We start from the raw sequence: 24,457 nt of genomic DNA, 5'->3' as shown, positions 1-24,457 counted from the left end.
GTTTTACCTTAAATCGCGTGTGACGGTTTCCGCGAAACATGCACATAAGAAGTACATAAGCATAACATAATAAGCGTTACATACGCAGTAAACGAACCAATACATATGCGGTACATAATGAAATACATAGGCGGTAGCAAGGCTGTCCTGTCCGGTAAAACTAGCGTTAGCGGCCGCAACGTTTGTTCGTATCGGGCAGGAAATGACTTTAGTCTTTAAACGTGCTACAATGTTTTGAGTAAGGCTGAAAAATGTTTTGCATTTTATGAAGTAAAGGGGTTGGGACGATGACTCTGGTACCTATGGTTGTGGAACAGGAAGGCCGCGGCGAACGCTCTTACGATATTTACTCGCGTTTGCTGAAGGATCGTATTATTTTTTTGGGCAGTGCGATCGATGACGACGTCGCCAACCTGGTTATTGCCCAGTTGCTTTTCTTGTCGGCGGTAGATCCCGAGAAGGATATTCATTTGTACATTAACTCCCCCGGCGGTTCGGTGACGGCCGGTATGGGTATATATGATACAATGCAATTCATCAAGCCGGACGTTTCGACGATTTGCGTCGGTATGGCCGCCAGTATGGGGTCTCTGCTGCTCACGGCAGGCGCCAAGGGCAAACGCTATGCGCTTCCGAACAGCGAAGTGATGATCCATCAGCCGCTGGGCGGCGTCCGCGGGCAGGCATCGGATATTAAAATTCATGCCGACTGGATTATCAAGACGAAGCAGAAGTTAAACCAAATCTATGTGGAGCGTACGGGGCAGCCTTACGAAAGAATCGAACGCGACACAGACCGTGACAATTTCATGAGCGCCGAAGACGCGAAGGCGTACGGTCTCATTGATGCGGTTATCACTCGCAGTGATCTGACTTAGAAAAGGAGTGATCCCATGTTTAAATTTAACGATGAAAAAGGCCAGCTCAAGTGCTCGTTCTGCGGCAAATCCCAGGAGCAGGTACGCAAGCTGGTTGCCGGGCCCGGCGTTTATATATGCGACGAGTGCATCGAGCTTTGCACGGAAATCGTTGAGGAAGAATTGGGTCACGAGGAAGAGCTCGACCTGAAAGACGTACCGAAGCCGAAGGAAATCCGCGCGATTCTGGATTCCTACGTCATCGGGCAGGAACAGGCCAAGAAATCGCTGTCGGTTGCCGTATATAACCATTACAAACGGATCAACTCGCAGCAAAGCAAGCTCGAAGATGTCGAACTGCAAAAGTCGAACATCGTCCTTGTCGGTCCGACGGGCAGCGGTAAAACGCTGCTGGCCCAAACGCTGGCCAAAATTTTGAACGTTCCATTTGCGATCGCCGACGCAACGTCTTTGACGGAAGCCGGCTACGTAGGAGAAGACGTCGAAAACATTTTGCTGAAGCTCATTCAAGCGGCCGATTACGATGTGGAGAAAGCCGAGCGCGGCATTATTTATATCGATGAAATCGATAAAGTAGCGCGCAAATCGGAAAATCCGTCCATCACCCGCGACGTTTCGGGCGAAGGCGTGCAGCAAGCTCTTCTGAAAATTTTGGAAGGCACGGTTGCTTCGGTACCGCCTCAAGGCGGACGCAAGCACCCGCATCAGGAATTTATCCAAATCGATACGACGAACATCCTGTTTATTTGCGGTGGGGCATTCGACGGGCTTGAGCAGATCATTAAGCGCCGGATCGGCAAAAAAGTGATCGGCTTCGGCACGGACGGTCATAAAGCCGACCTGAAGCCGGGCGAATACTTGTCCCTTGTGCTTCCGGAAGACCTGCTGAAATTCGGTTTGATTCCGGAATTCGTGGGCCGTCTGCCGGTCATCTCGACGCTGGAGCCGCTCGACGAAGCAGCGCTTGTCCGCATTTTGACCGAGCCCAAAAACGCTCTTGTCAAGCAGTATCAGAAGATGCTGGAGATGGATAACGTGTCCCTCGAATTCGAACCGGAGGCGCTGGAGGAAATTGCGAAAGAAGCGATTAAGCGCAATACCGGAGCAAGGGGGCTTCGCGCCATCATCGAAGGCATTATGCTGGAAGTGATGTACGAGGCGCCATCCCGCACGGAGAGCTCCAAGTGCATCGTCACCAAGGAAGCCGTACAAGCGAAGATCACACCTCAGATCACCGCGGCGGACGGCCAGTCCATGAAGAAAAAAGAAGAAAGCGCGTAAGCGCCGGATATACAAAAAAACTAAACGCCTCCAATTCGCAGGACCGATGATTCGTCCTGCGGAGCGGAGGATGTTTGGCATCATGGGAGAGAAGAAAACACATGTTCCATAGAACGGAAACGGTTCCGGTTAAGGTCGGCAATCTAACCATCGGCGGCAGCAATGACGTGATCATCCAGAGCATGTGTACGACCAAAACGGCGGATGTAAAGGCTACGGTGGCCGAGATTCACCGGCTGGAAGAAGCGGGATGCCAGATCGTCCGCGTTACGGTCAACAATAAGGAAGCGGCCGAAGCGATCAAAGAGATCAAGAAGCAGATCTCCATTCCGCTGGTGGCTGATATTCACTTTGATTACCGGCTCGCCTTGCAGGCCATTGAGAACGGGATTGACAAAGTAAGAATCAATCCGGGGAACATCGGCCGCCGCGAGAAGGTGGAAGCCGTCGTCAAGGCTTGTAAGGAGCGGGGGATTCCGATCCGGATCGGCGTCAACGCCGGCTCGCTTGAGAACCATTTGCTGGAGAAATACGGCTATCCGACGCCGGAAGCGATGGTCGAAAGCGCGCTGTACCATATCGGCATTCTCGAAGAACTCGATTTTCGCGACATCATCGTCTCGCTGAAGGCATCCGACGTCCCGATGGCGATTGCCGCTTATACGAAAGCGGCCGCAGCCTTCCGCTACCCGCTGCACCTTGGCATTACGGAGGCCGGGACATTGTTCTCCGGTACCGTGAAGAGCGCGGCAGGCTTGGGCGCACTGCTCAGCATGGGGCTCGGATCGACGATCCGGATTTCGCTCAGCGCCGACCCGGTTGAGGAAGTCAAAGTATGCCGCGAGCTGCTGAAATCGTTCGGGTTGATCACGAACGCCGCCACCTTGGTATCTTGCCCGACCTGCGGCCGATTGGATATCGATCTGTTTTCTATCGCGAATGAGGTGGAAGAGTATATCTCCAAGCTGAAGGTGCCGATTAAAGTATCCGTACTCGGCTGCGCGGTGAACGGCCCGGGCGAAGCTAGGGAAGCCGATATCGGCATCGCCGGCGCCCGAGGCGAAGGAATGTTGTTCCGTTACGGCGAGATGATTCGCAAAGTACCGGAAGCCGAGCTGCTGTCCGAGCTGAAGAAGGAAATTGACATTATCGTCGAGCATTTTGAACGAACGGGTGAAATTCCCGGCCGCAAGCATCACGCGGCGATGTAATAGGGCACATCAGAAATACACCCGCACATGGCAGACGGAGGGAAGCGAGTTACGGCTTTCCGCCCGGCATTGGCGGGTGTATTTTTATTTGTTTAAAGCTTGGTATCGAAAAGGATCGGGAGTTCCTCCACACCATAGACAAAAGGGCTGCGGATCGGTTTAAATGCGAAATGCTCCGCAAAACGGATATTCGTCATCCGGTTCATGATGATGCGCAGTGCTATTATAGCTTCCAACCGGGCTAAAGGAGCCCCCAAGCAAAAATGATTGCCGAAGCCGAAGGCCATATGCGGATTGGGCGTCCGATCTTCGATAAATTGATCGGCAGCGGGAAACTTGTTTTCGTCCCGATTGGCCGAGCCAATCCAGGGGATGATGAGCTCACCCTCACGTATATTGGTGTGTCCGATGCGAACGTCTTTGGTCGCATAACGGCTTAGAGATAAAACCGGGGGATAATACCGCAGAACTTCTTCGACGAAGCTCTCGATCAAAGCCGGTTGTTCGTGAAGTCTTGTCTGCAGCGCCGGGTCCTCGGCCAGTCTCCGTACCGAATTCGTAATCAAATTGGTCGTCGTCTCGTTGCCGGCGGCTAGCAGCAAAATGCAAAACTCCACAATTTCCATATCGTTTAAGCGCTCACCGTTTACTTCCGCTTCCACCAATTTTGTGACCAAATCATCTTCCGGACGATTGCGGCGCTCCGCAATGACTTTCAGAAAATAGTCGTCCAATTCGTGCCTCGTCTTCTCTCGTTCCAGATACAGCTGGAGCATGTCTTCTTTGCTGCCGGATTGCGGCCCTTTGACAATCGAATCCGACCATTCTTTGAAAAGTCGGCGGTCTTGCGCCGGAATCCCCAGCAGCTCGGCAATGACGATGACGGGCAGGGGAACGGCCAGATCGTGAACCAAATCCGTCACCCCTTCATTTGCAACCGCGTCTAATAATTCTTCGGTAATAGAAGCGATGCGCGGACCTAGTTCCTCGATCGATTTCGGAGTAAACGCTTTGCTGACGATGCCGCGCATCTGCATATGCTTGGGCGGGTCCATCCCAATGATGCTTCCAAGCAGGACAGGGCCTTTGATCGGTCTTACCGAAGAGAAGGTAGTTGGATCTTTGAGCACGTTGTACACATCTTCATAACGAAAAATATCCCAGCATTCCCTCTGGGGATCGTAACGTACGGGAGCGGACTCGCGGCACTGGCGAAAAAACGGAAACGGATCGATTTGCGCTTCTTTTGTAGACAATTCCTTCACTGGTGCTATAGCTTTAGGTAACTCTTTGGCAGACTCCATCCATGTCATCCTTCCATAATAGACTCATATAACAATTTCTTAGTTGATATTTCTATTATAGTAGATAAATAATTAAAATAGAATAATTTACTAAACTACTTTCTGAAGTGGACATCCATTTAAGATAAGGAGTAAAGGAGTACCGCTATAAAAAACAGGCTAGAGTAAAAGGCTTCTTTTTTTGTACCCTGTGTTTTATTTCTCAAAACCAAAAAACGTTCAATGACTAGAAACAAAACACCAAGTACGACGAAAATCATCAGCGGCCGGCCTGCCAGGACGGAAGCCAGAGCGAATAGCACCAGGACACTCATTTTCATCGCATTCGTCAGGATAATCCTTAAAGCACGCCTCAGCTCAAAGCGCTTCCTAAGCGCCAGCACATAATAAAGCAGAAGAAAGACGCCGAACCAGGCAAGAGCAAACTTCGCCAGCATCCACAGCGACCCCGTAAGTAGCCTTGGCAGCAATCCGTCCCCCAACCGTTGTTCTGTTTGGGCTCTCGATTCCCGGACAAAATTCGGGTCGTAAGCCCCGTCCAAGAGCGTTTGAATGGCCTCCACAGACAAACCAGGGATTTGTTTTACCTCGGCCAGCTCTCGGATAAACGATTGATTGTCCCGGTATCGAATGATAACTTCCGCCTCAGCCTCTCCGATGCCCGGAAAAGTCATGAGATCGTTGATATCCGCTGCATTCAGATCGAACGCATAAAACGGCATTCGAATCGAGCCTGCCTCATCGATCGCTAAATAGCTGTGCGTTTGGCTCTTGTTCAATAGCCAGATTTCCGGGGGGCTTGCTTCAAGTTCCTTTTCACTTAGCCCCGTAGCTTCGCCTAGGATCCGGTACAGTACTTCTTTCTCGTCCGGGTACTCGGCGGCGTAGCCCTGAACAAAATCCGCCAGCGGAGAATCGGTTCGATTCACATACTTATGGAGAACGTGAAATATTTTCATGTACTCGTTTTGCAGTGGGGTAAATACAGCTTTGGCATCCACGGTACGCGAAGCGTCCGCCAAAAAAGCCGAATAGAACGTATCCTCCCTATACCGGTGCTTCAAGTCGCTGGAAAGCAGCTTCGTAAAAAGAGCGGAAACGACACCTTCGGTAGCCAAGGCTTCCGATATTTTCCTCGGTTTGTTTTCATCATAACGAACGCCCATATTGCGGTATTTGATGCTCTGTTCGGGGGACCCTACAGTTGGCTGCGTCGTCGAGAAACGTATCGTTCCTTCCTTCACCCAATCGTGCCGTTTCAACATTTCAAATCTCTGATACCAGAACGGAACTGCGGCCCGATAAAGCTGCAATCGCATTGGCCAGGCATAATCTCTTTCGTATCCGGTGACCATGGTCGCTGTGGTTAACCGAGCCTGCCGGACGCTGGATTCAAGGCCGGCTTTTCTGGATTCGTCCGGTTCATGATCCAAAGACACATTTTCGAAATGCTCGGCAAAGCCTTCGTCAAACGCGACCCGCCGGTCCGTGGTCAAGGACACGTAATGCATATCGCCCGAACGGCTTTCGGTCCGGTCCCAGTCCGGCGAAAGCAAATGGTACATGACATGGCCGAGCTCATGCGGATAAATTTGGCTCATGGAGCCCAAGTAGTCGGACGCGGCCGTGCTTTTCATAAGGTCGACATACGGCGTGCCCGTATGATCGAGCAGCTCCCCATTCTGCTTCAAATAAAAGCCCGTCCCGGGGAAGCCGCCTTCCCGTTCGGATAATAACAAGTAGGCAGGGTGGCTTGCCTGACGGAGTTCCGTTTGCGCCTGCGTTTCCTTAGGGCGGTTAACCAAGTTTTGAGCGAGGAAAAACAAACGTACGGACTCAGCCATAAACGAATCGCGGAATAAATGCTCCGTCTGCGGATCGTCGGTATGTTCGAAAATCGGGTATTCGCCTTTCTTCTCGCCGGTATCCCGAACGATTCGGAACGGCGGGGATGGGTCCGGTCTGACGTAGGATAGAAAAGAATCGGATTCCTTAACCGAAGACGCAGCGGCTTGGGAGGCATCGCAAGCACACGTCCCCATCCATACTAGCCCTGCGAAGCATAACAGTTTCCATCGTTTCATTTGAGCCCCCACTTTCTTGTCTCTATGTAAATAATTCCAATAACTATGACGAACCAGACTGCATTTTTCCTTCAAAATAGGGATAAAAATTTCTGGAGCATAAATCCAAAATTAGCAATCGCTCGTATAGGTTTTCGGTGTACTGCAAACAATGAGGTTAAGAAAAAAACGGATAAGGAGGTGCGGTCCATGCGAAGGAAATGGTGGGCGTCCGTCACAGGATGGGTCTGTCTATGCGTCCTCATTCCGGCAATTGCAGCCGGACAGTACACAGCCATCGACCCGGCGGCAGCAACGAAGCAAATTGCCGTCGTCATCGACGATTTCGGCAACGGTCAAGCGGGCACCGAGCAGATGATGGAGCTGCCGATTCCGTTTGTAGCGGCGGTTATGCCTTTTCTGTCGACAACGAAGCGTGATGCGGAATGGGCGCATAAGCTTGGCAAAGAAGTCATCGTACACCTGCCGATGGAGCCCCGGAACGGAAAACCGGAGTGGCTCGGTCCGGGTGCGATAACCACGAGACTTCCCGACGATGAAATCCGGCGAAGAGTCATTGCCGCCATTGAGGATGTGCCCCATGCGGTAGGCATCAATAACCACATGGGATCGAAGGCGACGTCTGACGAGCGAGTCATGCGGATTGTGCTCACCGTATGCAAAGAGCGCAACTTGTACTTTTTGGACAGCCGGACGACCGACAAGAGCGTCATCGGTAAGCTGGCGAAAGAAATGGGTGTGCGCACGGCGGAAAACAACTTGTTCATGGATGATACCTACACCCGGAGTCATATTCTTAAGCAGGCGGTAAAGCTGCAAAAGCTCGTCCGCGAGAATGACAGCACGATTGTCATCGGCCATGTCGGTCCACCGGGGAAGCATACCTCCGAAATTTTGAAGCAATCGATTCCGACTTTGCAGCAGCTTGGCGGACATTTCGTACCGGCATCGCAACTAATGAAATAATGATCCCAATGCAAAAAAGACCGCGCCCAAAATCGGCTTGTTTACGCGGTCTTTTACTTTTGTTGCTGCTGGAAGTACTGTTCGACGCCTGCGGCGATGGCTTCACCGACAAGCTGCTGAGACCGGTCCTCGGTTAGCATCCGGCGGTCTTCGGCATTCGTAATAAAACCCATTTCGACGATAACCGTTGGCGCCTTCGAATATTTTAACAAATAAAACGTGCGGCCGAGCACAGGCTTGTCGTTCGTACCATATAGCGCGTTCAGCGCTGCTTGCACGGATTTTGCGAGCTGCTGGCTCTGCGGCTTTGCTTGATGAATGAGGATCGCGCCTCGTTTCGAAGAATGGCGGGCAGAGTTGACGTGCAGGCTGATCATGATTTTGGGCTTGACCTCATTGCACAGATGGCTGCGTTGGGCCAAGTCCTTGATATGTCTCGAACGGATTTTCAACCATAAATTTTCTCCGCTTAGCGCGTAATCGTCCATCCGGTTCATTAAGACGACGTACCCTTTTCTGCGCAAAGTCTCGTACGTTTTTTTGGCGATCGCCAAATTGATATCTTTTTCCAACAAGTCACCGTACGAGGTGCCTCCGTCTACTCCGCCATGCCCTACGTCAATTAAAACGTCGACGCTTGTAATGGCAGGATTGGAAGCCGGAAGCCCCGATAAGGACCGGGCTTCGGGCGCCGCCGCTTTCGCATGTCCGGCTTGGAAAGTCAGGACGGTCAGTGCCAGCATTGCGGCAACGGCAAGTTTAATCGCCCGCTTCCATAGATTCGGCCACGACATCGGCTGCCCCTCCTTTCGCGTAAAATCGTCAGCAGCTTATTTTGTATCTCATGGTTTTAGCATTCCCTAAAAAAGTTTCTTAAAGCGCAGCGATTAATGCCACCATGACAGGGCAATACTACCAATTATATGAATGCCGTAGCGGCCGTTCGGGCGGCCGTGAGCAACAGGAGGGATTAGATTGAATATCAGCGTGGTTTTGATGGTTATCCAGTTGTTTTTTGCCATCGTTATCGGTATGTACTTTTGGAACCTGCTGCGCAATCAGCAGACGAATCGTTCCGCCGTCGATAAGGAATCGAAGAAAGAGCTGGAGAAGCTGCGCAGGCTGCGATCCGTCTCTTTAAATAAACCGTTAGCCGAAAAAACAAGACCGACGGCCATGGAAGACATCGTCGGGCAAAAGGAAGGGCTGCGTGCCCTGAAAGCGGCGCTGTGTGGCGCCAATCCGCAGCACGTGATCATTTACGGCCCGCCCGGTGTGGGCAAAACGGCCGCCGCCCGCGTCGTATTGGAGGAAGCGAAGAAAAATCCGGAATCGCCGTTTCGTCCGGACGCCAAATTTACCGAGATCGATGCGACGACGGCGCGATTTGATGAGCGGGGCATTGCCGACCCGTTAATCGGCTCGGTTCACGATCCGATTTATCAAGGAGCGGGAGCTATGGGAGTGGCCGGCATTCCGCAGCCGAAACCCGGGGCGGTGACGAAGGCGCACGGAGGGATTTTGTTCATTGACGAGATCGGTGAATTGCATCCGCATCAGATGAATAAATTATTAAAGGTGCTCGAAGATCGCAAAGTATTTTTGGAAAGCGCGTATTACAATTCCGAAGACACGAATGTGCCGAGTTATATTCACGATGTGTTCCAGAACGGCCTGCCTGCGGATTTCCGGCTCGTAGGGGCAACGACACGCAATCCTCAGGAGCTCCCTCCGGCGATCCGCTCGCGCTGCATGGAAATTTATTTCCGTCCGCTGTTGCCGGATGAAATCGGCTCGATTGCCACCAAAGCGCTGAAAAAAATCGGTTTTCCCGACTGTCCTGCCGCTATTGAGGTTGTTAAGAAGTACGCGACCAACGGCCGAGAAGCGGTTAATATTATTCAGCTTGCGGCAGGAGTGGCGCTGACCGATCAACGCAGAGAGCTGACGGCAGCCGACATCGAATGGGTTGTCAACAGCTCGCAAATTCCGCCGAGGCCGGAGAAAAAAGTTTCCCAGCGCCCGGAAATCGGGCTGGTTAACGGATTGGCCGTTTACGGACCGAATCTCGGCATGCTGCTTGACATCGAAGTGACCGCCATTCCGGCGACCAAACCGGGGATGGGTCAATTTACGATTACCGGTGTCGTCGACGAGGAAGAAATGGGCGGCGGGTCCCGGACGCTCCGTCGCAAAAGCATGGCGCGAGGCTCCGTTGAGAACGTGCTTACCGTCCTGCGGCGGCTTGGTTTACAGCCTTACGATTACGATATGCATATCAATTTTCCGGGCGGCATTCCGATTGACGGACCTTCGGCCGGCGTATCGATGGCCGTAGCAATTGCTTCTGCCATCAAACGGATTCCGGTCGACAACCATCTGGCGATGACCGGTGAAATCAGCATTCATGGCAAGGTGAAGCCGGTAGGGGGCGTTATCGCCAAAGTCGAGGCAGCTTTTCAGGCCGGAGCGACTAAAGTCATCATTCCGAAGGAAAACTGGCAGGAAGTTTTTGCGGGACTTAACGGATTGGAAGTCATTCCGGTCGATTCTGTGGAGGAACTGCTTCATCACGCCTTGGGTATCGAAAGCGCCCATCTGGCTGCCGAGCCTCCTGCTATGCCTCAGGAGACGGTCAGCAGCGCCTCCGTTACGATTCTGCACGCCGATGCGCTCGAATAGAGCGGTTGGCGTCTGTTTGTTCACGAGAGCGGAAACTGCGGCCCCCGATTGGTGTTTTAAAATCAATTTTGATAAAATGTAAATCACATGCATGTAAGTATAGTCTGGAGGTGCTCGCGGATGGGAACGAGCAAACAGAAATTGCGCCGCTTGCCGCTGCTTCCGCTCCGGGGGCTGCTGGTGTATCCGAGCATGGTTCTGCATTTGGATGTGGGCAGGGAGAAGTCGGTACGGGCCCTGGAGAAGGCTATGGTCGAAGACAGCATGATCCTGCTGTGCTCACAATCCGAGGTGAACATCGAGGAGCCGAAAACCGAGGATATTTACCGGATCGGCACGATATCGAAAGTGCGGCAAATGCTCAAGCTGCCGAACGGAACGATCCGCGTGCTTGTGGAAGGCGTCGTTCGCGCCGAAATTGCGGAGTTTCTGGTTAACGACGAATACTACGAGGTTCATGTCAGGGAACTCCCTGAGCAGGAAACGTCCGATCCCGAAATCGACGCGCTGATGCGCACGGTGCTGAACCAATTCGAACATTATATCAATCTTTCGAAAAAAGTGACCCCGGAAACGTTGGCTGCCGTATCCGATATTGACGAACCGGGGCGGCTCGCGGACGTGATTTGCAGTCATTTATCGTTAAAAATTAAGGATAAGCAAGAAATTTTGGAAACGGTCGATGTCCGGATGCGGCTTGAGAAGCTGCTCGGCATCCTGAACAACGAACGCGAGGTGCTCGAGCTCGAACGCAAGATCAGCCAGCGCGTCAAGAAGCAGATGGAAAAGACGCAAAAGGAATATTATTTGCGTGAGCAAATGAAGGCGATTCAGAAGGAGCTTGGAGATAAAGAAGGACGGGCCGGCGAGGTCGAGGAGCTGCGCAACCAGCTTGCGCAAAGCGACGTGCCCGAGAAGGTGAAGGAGAAGATCGAGAAGGAAATCGACCGGCTCGAAAAGATGCCGGCGACTTCCGCCGAAGGCTCGGTCATCCGCAACTACATCGACTGGCTGCTTGGCTTGCCTTGGGCCCAATCGACCGAAGACGACCTCGATATCCGTAAGGCCGAGGAAATTCTGAATCAGGATCATTACGGCTTGGAGAAGCCGAAAGAGCGCGTCCTTGAATATTTGGCCGTACAGAAGCTGGTCAAGAAGCTCAAAGGACCGATTCTATGTCTTGTCGGCCCTCCCGGGGTCGGGAAGACGTCGATCGCTCGTTCGATCGCCAGGTCGCTCGGCCGGCAGTTCGTGCGCATTTCCTTGGGCGGCGTGCGCGACGAAGCGGAAATCCGCGGACACCGCCGCACGTATGTGGGCGCGATGCCGGGCCGGATTATTCAAGGAATGAAAAACGCGGGAACGAACAACCCCGTCTTCCTGTTGGACGAAATCGATAAAATGGCCATGGACTTCCGCGGCGACCCGGCTTCCGCATTGCTTGAGGTGCTGGACCCGGAGCAAAACAGCACGTTCAGCGACCATTTCGTCGAAGTGCCGTTCGATCTGTCCAATGTCATGTTCGTGACGACGGCCAACGCCATACACAACATTCCGCGGCCGCTGCTTGACCGGATGGAAGTGCTGTACATTCCGGGATATACGGAAATCGAGAAGCTGCACATCGCGCGCAATTACCTGCTTCCGAAGCAGCAGGAAAATCACGGGCTGCAGGACGGTCAACTCGTCATAGACGAAGACGCCCTCATGAGCACGGTGCGCGAATATACGCGCGAGGCGGGCGTTCGTAACTTGGAGCAGCAAATTTCGTCCATCTGCCGGAAGGCGGCCAAGGAGATCGTCGGCGGAGCGACGGCCGTGCATGTGAAGGCCGACAACCTGAAAGAGTATCTAGGCCAGCCGAAATTCCGCTACGGCATGGTGGAGGAACGCGATCAGGTCGGCGCGGTCACCGGGCTTGCCTGGACGGAGGTCGGCGGGGTTACGCTTGTTATCGAGGTGACGGTGATGCCCGGCAGCGGCAAGCTGACGCTGACCGGAAAGCTCGGAGACGTCATGAAGGAATCCGCTCAGGCGGCGTTCAGCTACACCCGTTCGCGGGTCGAGCAATTCGGAATTCAGCCGGACTTCCATGAAAAATACGATGTCCACGTGCACATGCCGGAAGGCGCCATCCCGAAGGACGGCCCGTCCGCCGGCATTGCGATGGGCACGGCGCTCATCTCGGCCTTGACCAATATCCCGGTTTCGCGCCACGTCGCCATGACGGGCGAGATCACGCTTCGCGGCCGCGTGCTCCCGATCGGCGGTTTGAAGGAAAAGGCTATGGCCGCCCACCGCGCCGGCATCCGCACGGTGCTGCTGCCGAAGGACAATGCCAAGGACATCGAAGAAATTCCCGAGAGCGTGCGCTCCGAGCTGACGTTCATCCCGGTTTCGCATATGGATGAAGTTCTCGAACACGCTCTGGTCAAGCCTGTAGGCGTATAATAACAGGCGTTGGGTTGGATGGGGTTTGCATGTTTATTTTACTCCAAAGCAAGGAAGGTATTTTCGCGGAAAGTTTACGGCCGCCTTTGAAATCAAGTTGTATCCGCTAAGGATCATCATAGACAACTTGAATTTCAAGAGCGGTGGAGCGGAAATACCTTCCGGTTCAGCCGGAAGAAATAAAAGCAATTCCATCCGGCCCAACGCCCCATCAAGAAATGAGTGAAACCTATGAAGGTCAATCAAGCTGAATTCATCATCAGCGCGGTTGGTCCGAGCCAGTACCCTACGGATGCCTTGCCGGAAATTGCTCTGGCAGGGCGTTCCAATGTAGGGAAGTCTTCGCTGATCAACCGGATGATCAACCGCAAAAACTTGGCTCGTACCAGCTCCAAGCCCGGCAAGACACAGCAGTTGAACTATTACAAAATTAATTCCGATTTGTTCTTCGTCGATTTGCCGGGGTACGGGTATGCGCAGGTATCCAAAACTGAACGTGAAAAATGGGGCAAATTTATCGAAAATTATTTGCTCCACCGGGAATTTTTGAAGCTGGTGCTGCTCGTGATCGATCTTCGCCATCCGCCGTCCAAAGACGACCAAGCGATGTATTCGTGGCTGAAGCATCACGGCACGCCGCTTTGCATCGTGACGACGAAAGCGGATAAAATTCCGCGCAGCAAGTGGCAGCAGCATGTCAAGATCGTCAAGGAAACGCTGGGAGCGGACAAGTCGGACCCGGTCGTCCTATTTTCGTCCGAGCTGGGACTTGGAAAAGACGAGCTGTGGCAGATCATCGAACAGAAGATCGGCTATGGCGCCGATACGACAGCGGAGGGTCTGTCTGAGACGCAGCCCGAATCCGCCGAGCAAGAACGCTAATACGCTGCCCTTCGAAGGGGGCGGAAACCAAAAAAAGCTATCTCCCGATCCGGTCATGTACCGTGAAACGGAGATAGCTTTTTTTAGATCGGCCATTACCGCTTAAGCTCATAATCCCACCACATTCGGCTCTGACCGGATGTCAGGTCGGAAATGCGGTTCACTTGACGGTCTACGACGTAAATGTGCCCCTTGCTGTCCACGTAGCCTCTGCCTGCTCCTTTGTACAAAAACAACCGCGTTTCTTTCCCCTGCAGGTCCAGATGATAGTATGTCTCCCGTTCCTCCGCATCAAGCGGAATGAAGCTGTCATGATAAGCTTTAAAACGGTCGCTGTAGGCTTTGACCGTCAAGCCGTCGGCGGTGGAAGCCAGCAGATCGATGTCTTTTTCCCCGAGCTTCGTGTTCATGCCATGGAGCTGTCCCGATGCGTCTAGCAGCGCGAGCTGGCCGTATACGTTTGGCGTCCGGCTTGTCATCCGGTCGGCCGCCTCGCTGGCAATCCAGAACGAACCGTCCGGATTGCGGACGACGCGGGTAGGCACCTGGGTCAAATCCGGCACGGCCGAAGCTTTCCCGTCCCGAAGGATGAAAGCCTCGTGCGTATAGGGCGTGTAGGGAGGCGGGATGTGCAGAAAGCTTGAGACCGAGATGACGGCGAGCACCGTTCGGTCGTCGAGCTTCATGATTTTGGATTGCACGTCCAGTCCCTTATTCTCATATTCCGTCTGCGATTCGTAGAAGGCTGCCGCTTTTTCCAGAATCGGCTTGAGCGACATCAGTTCGATGTTGTTGTAATAGACCGAATCCCCCAGACGCACGGCCTTTTGGTTCGCATCTCCCGCAAAAGGCATGCCGGGCTTCCGCTTTTCCGCCAATTGATTTACGCCAGCCTTCACCTTGTCGTCTATCGGGGACGGATCGCTTTTCAAATCTTTGTTCACCTTCAGCATCCGATTCGACTCGGCTTCCACATAGAGCGCTTCCGTATCCTCGGCGATAATGCGGTGGAGCACCTTTTGCTGCTCCGTTGTAAGCTGAAATCCTTCCTTCGCGCTCCACTCCGTCCGCCAGCCGAACTCGTTATGAGCATAACGCCAGGTCATCGGCAAATAGGAAACGTTATCTACCAGCAGCAGCGGGTAAGGCTCGCCGGCATTGTTGATGGATTTTCCGTTCACTTCGATAGGGAATCCGGGCAATACGGCATCATAACGCCGGCTTCCGGATGCTTTGTCCTTCGACTCTATCGTCGGCCGTATCCCCGAAGGACGCTCGCGGCGGCTAATCTTAAGCCCGCGGTTAGCGTCCCAAACCACTTCCAGCCCGAGGGTGTCCGCGAATGGCTTCACCGGAAGATAAACCATATGGTTATACGTCAAAACAGGATAAGGGCTTCGCTCGTTATCGACCTTAAGGCCGTTCACTTGAAGCGGGAATGAAGGAAGCTGCATCGGGACAGACGGTTCTTCGGCTTGCGCGGGGGCGCCGGAGGCAAGTGCAAGCAAAATCCCGGCGACCAGCCCACTGACGGTATGGCGTAAACGAATGCGATGATTTTTCATCGGACGGATTCCTCCTTCGTATAATCTGCCGCCTTTTACCCCAAACTTGGAGCAAGAGACTTTATCTTCCATCCTGAGCGAGGAGCGTCGGAGCGAATTGAACCTGTTAACCCGTTTCAGCTTAAAAAATGCGGCCGCCATCCTGTTGGGCTCCATCCTGCTTATGCTCGGCGGAATATACGCTTTCACATCCCTGAAAGTGGACTTGCTGCCGGATGTGGAACTGCCCACGCTAACGGTGCAGGCCGTGTACCCCGGGGCATCTCCGGCCGATGTGGAGGAGCGGGTGACGCGCGAGCTGGAACGAAGCTTGAAAGCGCTCAGCGGCCTCGAATCGTTAACGAGCCAATCGATGGAAAGCTTCGCCGTGGTGCAGATGAAGTACCCGATCGGGACGGATATGGAGCTGGCTTCCCGTCAGGCAGAAGACGCGTTCAAGGGACTGAAGCTTCCCGAAGGTGTGACACCCAAAGTGACGCGATTGAATTTCAGCGCACTGCCTATCCTGAACTTGGCCGTATTCTCGAAGCAGAGTGATTCCATTGAAGAGCTTATCGTTCAGGACATTCAACCCGAATTGGAAAAAATCCCTGGCGTCAGCAGCGTCGCGGCAGGTGGTTTAAAGGAAAGCTATATCCGAATTGCCGTCGATCCCGCCAAAGCCAAAGCGTATAATCTAACCTTAACCCAAATTCAGCAAAAAGTGCAGGGGCTATTTTTATCCTTCCCGGTCGGTTCCGTTGTCCAGAACGAGCTGGTCATCCCGGTCCGGGTCGAGCAGCGCGCCGCGGGCATTCAGGAATTGAAGCGGATTGCGCTCGATGTCCAGACGGGCTTTCCGCCTGTCCCTGCAGAGATCCCGCTGGAAGATATCGCCGCAGTGCAGCCGATAGAGGAAGCGTCCGAGCTGGTTCGCTACAACGATAAAAGCGCCCTGGCCCTATCCATTTCCAAAAAACAGGATGCCAATACGGTCCAAATCGCCGATCAGGCATTCGCCGTGCTGAACAAGCACCGGGACCGGATCGATTACGCGCTCGCTTTCGATCAGTCGGAAGGGATCAAAAAGTCGGTCCAAAGCCTGCAGAGAGAAGGGCTGTACGGAGCGCTTTTCGCCTCTTTGGCGGTGCTTCTGTTTCTGAGGAATCTAAGAGCGACGCTCATCGCCGTTTTATCCATCCCTTTGTCTTTATTGATCGCATCGATCGTCTTGAATCGCATGGATATCACCCTGAACATTATGACGCTGGGCGGCATGGCGGTTGCGGTAGGGAGGGTGGTCGACGACAGCATCGTGGTGATCGAAAATATTTACAGGCGCATGAGCCAAAGAAAGCCCGGGGAAGACCGGACGCAAATTACGCTGGATGCGACCAAAGAGATTATGGGCGCGATCACCTCGTCTACCTTGACGACCGTCGTCGTGTTTTTGCCGCTCGGCTTCGTAGGGGGAATTACCGGGACGTTTTTTAAGCCGTTTGCGCTGACTGTCGTCTTTGCGCTCATCGCTTCGCTGCTTGTCGCCGTTACCCTCGTTCCAATTCTGGCCAAAGCTTCCTTCGGCCGCATCCGGGAAACGGAGGAGCGGGAGAGCGCGCTGCAGCGGGGGTATGCGGCAGTGCTTAGCTCGGCGCTGCGGCACAAATGGTCCGTCATCGTCGTTTCGCTGGCGGTGCTTGCCGGGTCGCTTCTGCTGGTGCCGAAGCTCGGATTTATTTTTTTGCCGAACGAAAAGCAGCGGATCGTCGCCGCCGGAGTGCAACTGCCGCCCGCTTCCCGGCTTACGAAAACGAACGAAATATCCAAAGAGATTGAAACGATGCTCCGCGAGCAGCCGGACGACTTCGAATACGTATTTACGACGATCGGCGGGCTTGATTACCGTTCCGGTCTCAAGCAGGAGAATCAGGCGCAATACATGATGAGCGTGAATCGCTCGGCCGATATCGAAGCCGTCGTGAAGATGCTCACGATCAAGATGGATGCGATCGTTAAAAAGAGCTCGCCGGAGGGAACCGTAACGGTGCGGGAAATGAGCTCCGGTGGCCCCATGACCGGGACAAGCGTCGAAGTCCGGCTGTTCGGCAGCCAACCGGACCGGCTGGGGGAAGCCGCCAAGCGGGTGGAAGACCGGCTGAAGCAGATCCCTTATCTGCGCTCGGTCCAAAACAATTTCCGCGAAAAGCAGCGGCAGTGGACTGTCCGCATCGATCCCGGGAAAGCCGCCGCGGCGGGAGTCGATCCCCAACTGGTGCTCGGACTCGTCTCGGACCGAACCAAGCCGGTCGAGATCGGCACGTACAAGCTGGACGGCAAGCCGCAAAAGCTGCAGGCCACCTATACGGCGGGCCCTGCCAATGCCGCCGAGTTGGAGCAAATGCCGCTGTTCGGCAAAAAAGGTCCGGTGCTGCTTCGCGATATCGCGGCCGTTGAGGCCTCCGATACCGTATCCGCGATTCAGAAGCTGGACGGCAAGCCTTATGCCGCGGTCAGCGCGGAGCTGACCGGAAACAACATCAGTCAAGCGACGCAGGAGGTTTGGAACGCGGCTTCTGCTGTTCCGCTGCCGGAGGGTGTTACACTCGGCTTCGGGGGCGGCAGCGATGAGACGGAGAAGACGTTTAAGGATCTGGGCGTGGCGATTGCCGCGGCTATCGGGTTGGTTTATTTGGTTATGCTCGTTACCTTCGGCCAGGCGCGCGTTCCGTTCATCATCTTGTCTTCGCTGCTGTTCGTACCGGTCGGCGCAGCCTTCGGTCTGTATTTGACCCGTGAGCCGCTGTCGGTCAGCGCCATGATCGGGCTGTTGATGCTGGTCGGCATCGTCGTGACGAACGCGATTGTGCTGATCGACCGGGTGCGTCAAAACCGCGACAGCGGGTTAAACATACGCGAGGCGCTTATCGAAGCGGGCAAAACGCGGTTGCGTCCAATTCTGATGACCGCGTTCGCTACCGTCTGCGCGTTGGTTCCCTTGGCGTTGACCGAATCCGAGGGCAGCTTGATATCCAAAGGGCTTGCCGTCGTCGTCATCGGGGGCTTGGTTACGTCGACGCTGCTGACGCTGGTCATCGTGCCGGTGATGTATGAATTGTTTTTTCATCGTCAGCGCCGCAGGGAACTGCGGAACAAAAGGAGGTAAAACGAGTTTTTAAGCTTTTATGCCGTCCTCCTGCGAGGAAAACGCGGAATTTTCTGATTTCCGGCGAAAATCAATGACTGCCTGGCAGGAATATTAAATAATTATGTAGTATAATGTATATAGACAATAGAATCAGGCTCACAGACACATGGTTTGAAAAAAATGAATCGAGGGATTTTTATGGCAATTAGGTTAGCGACCGAATACGTCAAAACCTGCCTGCAGCTTACGGAAGCCGAGATGGCCAAGTTCATTCGGATGTTTGTCGATCACGGAGCCTCTCTGCAAGTCAAAGTACTCGAAAACGGAAATCAAGAGGTGGTATTGCCGGACGACGCCGGCGAAGAAATCGTGCTGTCGTTCGAACGTGAAATGAACTTGTATGTATGCCGGGGAACATGCCGCATCCGCAACAAAAATTTGGTCAACCTGATGCGCAAAGCGGTAGCCGAATTCAAAGGCGACGCTGTCGTACATCGCATTTATGCAGCATACACGATGGTCTATACGTACAAGCAAGGCGCAGTTATCCGAATTACCGAGAAAAAGGGCGCCGCGGAAAAAGTGATTTACGAATACCGGGACACCGTCGGACAATTGGAGCAGCTGTTCCATAAGAATGGGGTGGAGCAGGAAATCCAAATGCTTAAAGCCCAGGTGAATCATCTGCTCGATATGAGAAACGAGATGCAAGAAGCCGCCATCCGCGAGCACATCGACGGGCGTTTGCACAAACTTACCCATCGCTTGTTCGTACTCGAAGCTTAACATATATTCTTTTAACTTCTCGATCATAGCGGAAAAAGCTCTTCCTGATCGCCCGTAACAAGGGCAGGGAAGAGTTTTTTTGTATTTTTATGCATCGGAGGGTATATTTACCTCAGGAAAGAAGCGACAAGAAAAAAACGGAAAAGTTGGGCTTATCCGGAGCTTCCCGGCTTACACCCCGTGCGGGCTTCGGGCATAATTTATTGTTGTGTGCCACCGTCCCGCAGGTAAATATGGCCTGTGCAAAAAAAAGGGTTGCATTTCTGTTCAATAGATGTTATTTTTATCTTCGTTGAAAACAAAATAGGAACCAGGATTCACTCAGGACATGTAATGTTGCGAGAGATTATTCCCTCGGGAAGTGAATGACGTAGGTCCTAGCGGATGAAATTTTCAAAACATTTTATTCCTAGGAAGGGGGAACCGGAAGATGGAATATTCAACTTTCGGAAGACACGTAGCTGTAGACACTTGGGGAGTAGATTTTGAGCTTCTCAACAATGCTGAATGGTTACAAGCGCAAATGGTAGAAGCTGCTGAGGTATGCGGAGCAACCGTTTTGTCGGTACAATCCAAACAATTTGAGCCCCAAGGGGCAACCGTTCTGGTCATGTTGTCGGAAAGTCATCTCTCCATTCATACGTATCCTGAGAGAGGATTTGCTGCCCTTGACTGCTATACTTGCGGTGAGACGGTAGACCCTCAACTCGCGATCGAGCACATGCTGTCCGTGCTGAAGCCGGAAGTATCTCATGCGAAGAAACTGGTTCGCGGTATGGGTGAACTGCAAGTGGAAACACCGGCATTGAAGCAAGCTGAATTGGTAAAATAATTACAAGCGCATATACGATAACCACGGATGATTCCGTGGTTATTTCTTTTGCTCCGGGCCCATACACTCTCAAAGAGAGCTTGGTTCCTGCGGCGTCCGTCCGCCGCAGGCAGAGGAGGGGGACCCGGGTTGAAAAGATTCAGAAAAAAGCTGTTCATGTACCTGATCGTAGCCGTGCTGATCATCTGGCCCGTTCTGCAAATCGCAGAGCTGATCGGCCATAAGGCACCGCCCGAAAAAGCGGAGAAGCTGCTGTATCAAGTATCCCTCTTTCAAATGGAGCTGCTCGGCAGCTACTTGCAGGAAACCGGCAAGCTCAAGGATACCGAGGCGCTCAGCACGCTTCGTCAAGCCGTTTACTCGGCTTCATTCGCGCACGATCATCTGGCGCTTGCCTACGGCGACACCAGCTTGACGAAGCTCGATTCGCTCGCCCAGCTCATGCAATATTTGCTGCGCCTCCAGGTCGGCGGCTCCCGCCCTCTGCGCGCGGAAGAGGCTCAAACCCTGGGAGACGTTTCGACGCTGTACGCCGACCTGTACGAGGCTTACTCCAAACTGATGTCGAGCGGCGCCGACATTGTCGGTTCGCAGAACGACCGTTTGATGAAATCTGACAAAGCGATCGCCGACCTCCTGCGCAAAAAGCTGCTGCAATAATGGCCGTAATCGCATAGGCCCACGCGTTTCGGAGGAAACTAAAATTGGCAGCCTTAGGCAGTGAGAGGGCGGCATGGTAGGCGAGGTAGGGGGAAAGAAGTTGCTGACAGGGGAGCGGAGCGGTGGTTGGCTGAAATGTGGGCAAGTGAGCGTGATTTGAATCACAGCCTGCTTGAGTCAGGCGTGATAGGATGTTGGGGAAAGTTAGGGAATATTGATGTTCTCGGCATAATGCGACGGTGTGGGATATGGGGTTCGCCGCTCGATCCCACCGAAGAGTGTGGGAGTCGAGCCATCGCAGTGAAGCGTGTTCAGGAGACGGCCGCTTCCTGGGGGAAGCCGGCCTCTCCTGAACAGACGCGCTCCCTGCACCACAGCAGCTCTCATGCGCGTCTCTGTGCCTCCCACGTTCTTTACCCGTTCCCGCACGCCGTTAAGCGTATCCTTGCGTTAACCGGCCCCCTCTCCATAGGGAGAGAGGGGCGGTTAACACAAGGAGGAAAAGCGCTCACTCCACCAACTGCGCATCGAAGCTCGGGGGTCCAGGGGGCAAGCCCCCTGGGGTCCCCCTTACGAAGGGGGATTTAGGGGGATGGAAACTCCTTCCTGTAATAAAACTTTCAAAATTATTGTCGCAAAAACTCGGACTTGTTCCGCATCGTGTGATATAATAAATTGACTTTACGAGGAGGAGGCAGGTGAACCAGATGCATATCGTCGTGGCGGGTTTAAATTATCGCACAGCACCGGTGTCCATCAGAGAAAAATTTACATTCGCCGAAGGGGATTTGCCGCTGGCGCTGAAGGAGCTCAAGGAAACGAAGAGCGTCATGGAGTGCGTCGTCGTGGGCACCTGCAACCGGACGGAATTGTACGTGGCGGTCGACCGCCAGCCCTGTGCCCATTATTTGCGGGGCTTCATTGAGAAATGGTTCGGCGTGCCGCGCGGCGAGTTTCAGGAGCATTTGTACGTTTACGAGAACGAGAAGGCGATCGAGCATTTATTCCGCGTAACCAGCGGCCTCGATTCCATGGTCATCGGCGAGACGCAAATTTTGGGGCAGGTTCGGGACGCGTTCCTGCTGGCTCAGCGCGAGAAGACGACCGGTGTTTTGTTCAACACGTTGTTCAAGCAAGCCGTAACGATGGCCAAACGGGCCCATTTCGAGACCGGCATCGGGGAAAATCCGGTGTCTGTCAGCTATGCGGCCGTCGAGCTGGGCAAGCGAATTTTCGGCAGCTACGCGCATAAGAAAGTGCTGATTATCGGCGCGGGTAAAATGAGCGAGCTAACCGTCAAGCACCTGTATGCGAACGGAGCCGACAAAGTGACCGTCGTGAACCGGACGCTCAGCCGGGCGCAAGAGCTGGCGGACAAGTTCCGGGGCGTGGCCAGCACAATGGACCGGTTGATGGCGCACCTGGAAGAAGCCGACATCGTGATCAGCTCTACCGGCGCCGCCGGTTACGTGCTGACGGCCGAGCAGGTATCCTGTATTTTGCAGCGGCGCCGTTCGCGACCGCTGTTCATGATCGATATCGCGGTTCCGAGAGACCTCGATCCGCGGCTTGGCGAGATGCCGAACGTCTTTTTATACGATATTGACAATCTTCAATCGCTCGTGAATTCTCATTTGGAAGAGAGGCGTAAAGCCGCGGTGCAGATTGAGAAAATGATTCGTGAGGAAATGGTTGCTTTCGACCAGTGGACGAAAACGCTGGGCGTCAGCCCGGTTATTCAAGCGCTGCAGACCAAAGCGGCCACGATTCACGAGGAAACGATGGACAGCTTGATGAAGAAGCTGCCGGATTTGGACGAACACGAATTAAAGGTCATTCGCAAATTAACGAAAAGCATCGTCAATCAGATGCTGCGCGATCCCATTGTCCGCATTAAAGAAATGGCTGCCGAGCGTCACGGGGATGACGCGCTGGACATGTTCACGAAAATTTTTGCTTTGGAAGAGCCTTTGGCTGAGCAAAAACGGGTGGAGCAGGCGGTACGGAAGCAGGAGGCGGAGGCGGCGCAGGATCGGATCAAGGAAGAACTGCTATCCAAAGTGCGGGCCGCGGCGCCTGCCGAAGCGCTTGACGTTCTGGCCAAAGCTTGACCGGAAAGGAACAGCATGGTCACTCAAACCTGGTTGTACGATGTCATTTTATATATTTATGCCCTGAGCCTCCTGTTTTACTTCTCGGACTTTGTCGGTCCGAACCGAAGTGCAAAGCGGATGGGGACAGGGTTGCTTTCTTTTGTATGGGTGCTGCAAACCGCCTACTTAATCTACAGCTTGGTCACGCACGGCAAGCTGTCGGCGTTTTCCATGTTCGAAACGCTTTTTATTTTATCTTGGCTGCTTGTGACCGTCTCGCTGATCGTGAACCGGTTTTTCCGGATCGAGCTGTTTGTGTTTTTGGTTAACGTGTTCGGATTCGCGACGTTTGCGCTTAACGTTTTCAGCCGGCCGGGGCTGGCGCCAACCTTGGCGCATTGGAACATTAACGATGAGCTGCTGTTCATTCATATTACGTTCGCGATTTCCGGCTATGTCGCATTCGTCGTATCCGCCATTTTTTCCGGCATGTACTTGTTCCTGCACCGCAAGCTGAAGGAGAAGCAGTGGTCGCAGCAAATGCTGCGGCTGCCGAGTTTGGAGAATACGGACCGTTACGCGTTTGTTTCCGTAGTTATCGGAGCGCCGCTTCTGCTGCTTACGCTGTCGCTCGGGATCGTCTGGATCGCGCTTGAAGGTGATTTGATGCTGTTTTTCGATCCGAAGGTGCTGAATTCCTGGTTCGTACTGTTGGCTTATATTTTTTATTTGTTTCAACGGCTGGTGATGAAAGCGGCAGGCAACCGGCTGGCGTTGTGGAATTTGGCCGCGTTCGTCATTACGCTGCTTAACTTTTTGTTGGCTAACCAATATTCGAACTTCCACCAATGGTCCTGAAGGGGGCGTAGGACATGACGAAAGCTGGCGAAGGAAGGCTCCCGGGGCCGTCCCCCGGCGTCAAATCCTACTATCCCGCTATGCTCGATCTTGAAGGGCGGCCATGCGCCGTTATCGGCGGAGGCCGTGTGGCGGAGCGCAAGGCACGCACGCTCCTGGAGGCGGGGGCACACGTCACCGTCGTGAGCCCCGTTTTTACGCCGCAGCTGGAAGCGTGGGCGGCCTCGGGCGCGTTGCGCGCGCTGCGCGAGCGGTACGCGCCCGGGCTGCCCGCGCTGGCCGAGGCGCGGCTGGTGTTCGCGGCCACCGACGATGCGTCGGTGAACGCGCAAGTCTGTGCCGAGGCCGAGGCGCTCGGCAAGTTCGCGAACGCGGCCGACGACGGGGCCGGCGGCGGTTTTCTCGTCCCTGCCGCGGTCCGGCGGGGACGGTTGACGCTTGCGGTGTCCACCGCAGGCGCCAGCCCCGGCCTGGCCGCGGCGCTGCGCCGCAGGCTGGAGGAAGCGTTCGGCGAAGAGTATGCGCCGTACGTAGAAATGCTCCACGAGCTGCGCGGCATCGTACAGCAGGCCGTCCCGGAAACGGGTCGACGGCAGGAGCTGTTCCGCGGCATGCTGGAGTGGGAGCTGCTGCCGCTGCTGCGAAGCGGCCGGGCCGATCCGGCGGAGCTGCGCGCCGAGCTGGCGCGCAGGGTGCTGCAAGACCCGACGCCGGGAGGCATCGAAGCGATCGGCGACTGGCTGCGTGTAGATACGCGGCAATTGGGATATGAATGAGTACAGTGGTACATAGAGAATACA

18 protein-coding genes are annotated in these 24,457 nt (G+C 54.0%); 14 read left to right on the top strand and 4 right to left on the bottom strand.

Going from position 1 to position 24,457, the window contains the following annotated elements; genetic code table 11:
• The first annotated feature begins 287 nt into the window (after positions 1 to 287).
• The 3 genes from clpP to ispG all read left to right on the top strand — a co-directional run bounded on the left by clpP (position 288) and on the right by ispG (position 3,370).
• The gene (clpP, locus tag KQX66_RS25265; RefSeq protein WP_010493986.1) at positions 288 to 878 is read left to right on the top strand and encodes an ATP-dependent Clp endopeptidase proteolytic subunit ClpP; all 591 of its coding nucleotides are present in this window, start codon (positions 288 to 290) and stop codon (positions 876 to 878) included.
• Positions 879 to 893: 15 nt separating this feature from the next.
• Positions 894 to 2,159, top strand: coding sequence for an ATP-dependent protease ATP-binding subunit ClpX (gene clpX, locus KQX66_RS25260; protein WP_216795566.1), 1,266 nt, complete (start codon positions 894 to 896; stop codon positions 2,157 to 2,159).
• 101 nt (positions 2,160 to 2,260) lie between these two features.
• On the top strand, positions 2,261 to 3,370 hold the full coding sequence (ispG, locus tag KQX66_RS25255) for a flavodoxin-dependent (E)-4-hydroxy-3-methylbut-2-enyl-diphosphate synthase (RefSeq protein ID WP_216795565.1): 1,110 nt from the start codon (positions 2,261 to 2,263) through the stop codon (positions 3,368 to 3,370).
• 92 nt (positions 3,371 to 3,462) lie between these two features.
• Here the strand turns inward: ispG and KQX66_RS25250 are convergent, their stop codons facing one another.
• A complete protein-coding gene (locus KQX66_RS25250; RefSeq protein ID WP_216795564.1) occupies positions 3,463 to 4,674 on the bottom strand; it encodes a cytochrome P450 in 1,212 nt (403 codons plus the stop codon).
• A gap of 119 nt (positions 4,675 to 4,793) precedes the next feature.
• Positions 4,794 to 6,758 (bottom strand): ComEA family DNA-binding protein, encoded by a 1,965-nt coding sequence (locus KQX66_RS25245; protein ID WP_216795563.1) that lies wholly within the window; start codon positions 6,756 to 6,758, stop codon positions 4,794 to 4,796.
• Positions 6,759 to 6,947: 189 nt separating this feature from the next.
• Between KQX66_RS25245 and KQX66_RS25240 the strand changes: the two genes are divergently transcribed.
• Positions 6,948 to 7,724 carry a divergent polysaccharide deacetylase family protein gene (locus KQX66_RS25240; protein ID WP_216795562.1) on the top strand — a complete coding sequence of 259 codons (777 nt, stop codon included), beginning with the start codon at positions 6,948 to 6,950 and terminating at the stop codon, positions 7,722 to 7,724.
• 53 nt (positions 7,725 to 7,777) lie between these two features.
• Here KQX66_RS25240 and KQX66_RS25235 read toward each other — a convergent pair whose 3' ends face one another.
• Positions 7,778 to 8,518, bottom strand: coding sequence for an N-acetylmuramoyl-L-alanine amidase family protein (locus tag KQX66_RS25235; RefSeq protein ID WP_216795561.1), 741 nt, complete (start codon positions 8,516 to 8,518; stop codon positions 7,778 to 7,780).
• A 181-nt stretch (positions 8,519 to 8,699) separates the two neighbouring features.
• Here KQX66_RS25235 and lonB point away from each other — a divergent pair, with 181 nt between their 5' ends.
• The 3 genes from lonB (at position 8,700) to yihA (ending at position 13,739) form a co-directional block, all read left to right on the top strand.
• A complete protein-coding gene (gene lonB, locus KQX66_RS25230) occupies positions 8,700 to 10,406 on the top strand; it encodes an ATP-dependent protease LonB (protein ID WP_216795560.1) in 1,707 nt (568 codons plus the stop codon).
• Between the two features lie 120 nt (positions 10,407 to 10,526).
• Positions 10,527 to 12,857, top strand: coding sequence for an endopeptidase La (lon, locus tag KQX66_RS25225; protein ID WP_216795559.1), 2,331 nt, complete (start codon positions 10,527 to 10,529; stop codon positions 12,855 to 12,857).
• 231 nt (positions 12,858 to 13,088) lie between these two features.
• Positions 13,089 to 13,739, top strand: a complete 651-nt coding sequence (yihA, locus tag KQX66_RS25220; RefSeq protein WP_216795558.1) for a ribosome biogenesis GTP-binding protein YihA/YsxC — start codon at positions 13,089 to 13,091, stop codon at positions 13,737 to 13,739.
• A 95-nt stretch (positions 13,740 to 13,834) separates the two neighbouring features.
• Here the strand turns inward: yihA and KQX66_RS25215 are convergent, their stop codons facing one another.
• Positions 13,835 to 15,304: a stalk domain-containing protein gene (locus tag KQX66_RS25215; protein ID WP_216795557.1), complete on the bottom strand. Its 1,470-nt coding sequence runs from the start codon at positions 15,302 to 15,304 to the stop codon at positions 13,835 to 13,837.
• Between the two features lie 97 nt (positions 15,305 to 15,401).
• Between KQX66_RS25215 and KQX66_RS25210 the strand changes: the two genes are divergently transcribed.
• The 7 genes from KQX66_RS25210 (at position 15,402) to KQX66_RS25180 (ending at position 24,433) form a co-directional block, all read left to right on the top strand.
• Complete coding sequence (locus KQX66_RS25210; protein ID WP_216795556.1) at positions 15,402 to 18,446, top strand: efflux RND transporter permease subunit; 3,045 nt, start codon at positions 15,402 to 15,404, stop codon at positions 18,444 to 18,446.
• A 180-nt stretch (positions 18,447 to 18,626) separates the two neighbouring features.
• The gene (locus tag KQX66_RS25205) at positions 18,627 to 19,214 is read left to right on the top strand and encodes a non-ribosomal peptide synthetase module (RefSeq protein WP_216795555.1); all 588 of its coding nucleotides are present in this window, start codon (positions 18,627 to 18,629) and stop codon (positions 19,212 to 19,214) included.
• 430 nt (positions 19,215 to 19,644) lie between these two features.
• Positions 19,645 to 20,046, top strand: coding sequence for an adenosylmethionine decarboxylase (gene speD / locus KQX66_RS25200; protein ID WP_010494003.1), 402 nt, complete (start codon positions 19,645 to 19,647; stop codon positions 20,044 to 20,046).
• A gap of 129 nt (positions 20,047 to 20,175) precedes the next feature.
• Positions 20,176 to 20,706, top strand: a complete 531-nt coding sequence (locus KQX66_RS25195; RefSeq protein ID WP_216795554.1) for an S-adenosylmethionine decarboxylase — start codon at positions 20,176 to 20,178, stop codon at positions 20,704 to 20,706.
• Between the two features lie 707 nt (positions 20,707 to 21,413).
• Positions 21,414 to 22,817, top strand: coding sequence for a glutamyl-tRNA reductase (hemA, locus tag KQX66_RS25190; RefSeq protein ID WP_216795635.1), 1,404 nt, complete (start codon positions 21,414 to 21,416; stop codon positions 22,815 to 22,817).
• A 15-nt stretch (positions 22,818 to 22,832) separates the two neighbouring features.
• On the top strand, positions 22,833 to 23,657 hold the full coding sequence (gene ccsA / locus KQX66_RS25185) for a cytochrome c biogenesis protein CcsA (protein WP_036690635.1): 825 nt from the start codon (positions 22,833 to 22,835) through the stop codon (positions 23,655 to 23,657).
• Between the two features lie 14 nt (positions 23,658 to 23,671).
• Entirely contained in the window at positions 23,672 to 24,433 is a 762-nt protein-coding gene (locus KQX66_RS25180) for a precorrin-2 dehydrogenase/sirohydrochlorin ferrochelatase family protein (protein ID WP_216795553.1), read from the top strand.
• Positions 24,434 to 24,457 lie beyond the last annotated feature (24 nt).

It is taken from the genome of Paenibacillus oleatilyticus, from assembly GCF_018998565.1.
In the GTDB taxonomy this organism is placed as follows: domain Bacteria; phylum Bacillota; class Bacilli; order Paenibacillales; family NBRC-103111; genus Paenibacillus_G; species Paenibacillus_G oleatilyticus.
Note: the sequence above shows the minus strand (reverse complement) of the source record. Positions and strands in the feature narration are given on the sequence as shown.

Bases quoted from the DNA above. Each gene is read 5' to 3' on its own strand.
- clpP (WP_010493986.1), top strand. From the start codon at position 288: ATGACTCTGGTACCTATGGTTGTGGAACAGGAAGGCCGCGGCGAACGC.
- clpX (WP_216795566.1), top strand. From the start codon at position 894: ATGTTTAAATTTAACGATGAAAAAGGCCAGCTCAAGTGCTCGTTCTGC.
- ispG (WP_216795565.1), top strand. From the start codon at position 2,261: ATGTTCCATAGAACGGAAACGGTTCCGGTTAAGGTCGGCAATCTAACC.
- KQX66_RS25250 (WP_216795564.1), bottom strand. From the start codon at position 4,674: ATGGAGTCTGCCAAAGAGTTACCTAAAGCTATAGCACCAGTGAAGGAA.
- KQX66_RS25245 (WP_216795563.1), bottom strand. From the start codon at position 6,758: ATGAAACGATGGAAACTGTTATGCTTCGCAGGGCTAGTATGGATGGGG.
- KQX66_RS25240 (WP_216795562.1), top strand. From the start codon at position 6,948: ATGCGAAGGAAATGGTGGGCGTCCGTCACAGGATGGGTCTGTCTATGC.
- KQX66_RS25235 (WP_216795561.1), bottom strand. From the start codon at position 8,518: ATGTCGTGGCCGAATCTATGGAAGCGGGCGATTAAACTTGCCGTTGCC.
- lon (WP_216795559.1), top strand. From the start codon at position 10,527: ATGGGAACGAGCAAACAGAAATTGCGCCGCTTGCCGCTGCTTCCGCTC.
- yihA (WP_216795558.1), top strand. From the start codon at position 13,089: ATGAAGGTCAATCAAGCTGAATTCATCATCAGCGCGGTTGGTCCGAGC.
- KQX66_RS25215 (WP_216795557.1), bottom strand. From the start codon at position 15,304: ATGAAAAATCATCGCATTCGTTTACGCCATACCGTCAGTGGGCTGGTC.
- KQX66_RS25205 (WP_216795555.1), top strand. From the start codon at position 18,627: ATGGCAATTAGGTTAGCGACCGAATACGTCAAAACCTGCCTGCAGCTT.
- speD (WP_010494003.1), top strand. From the start codon at position 19,645: ATGGAATATTCAACTTTCGGAAGACACGTAGCTGTAGACACTTGGGGA.
- hemA (WP_216795635.1), top strand. From the start codon at position 21,414: ATGCATATCGTCGTGGCGGGTTTAAATTATCGCACAGCACCGGTGTCC.
- ccsA (WP_036690635.1), top strand. From the start codon at position 22,833: ATGGTCACTCAAACCTGGTTGTACGATGTCATTTTATATATTTATGCC.
- KQX66_RS25180 (WP_216795553.1), top strand. From the start codon at position 23,672: ATGACGAAAGCTGGCGAAGGAAGGCTCCCGGGGCCGTCCCCCGGCGTC.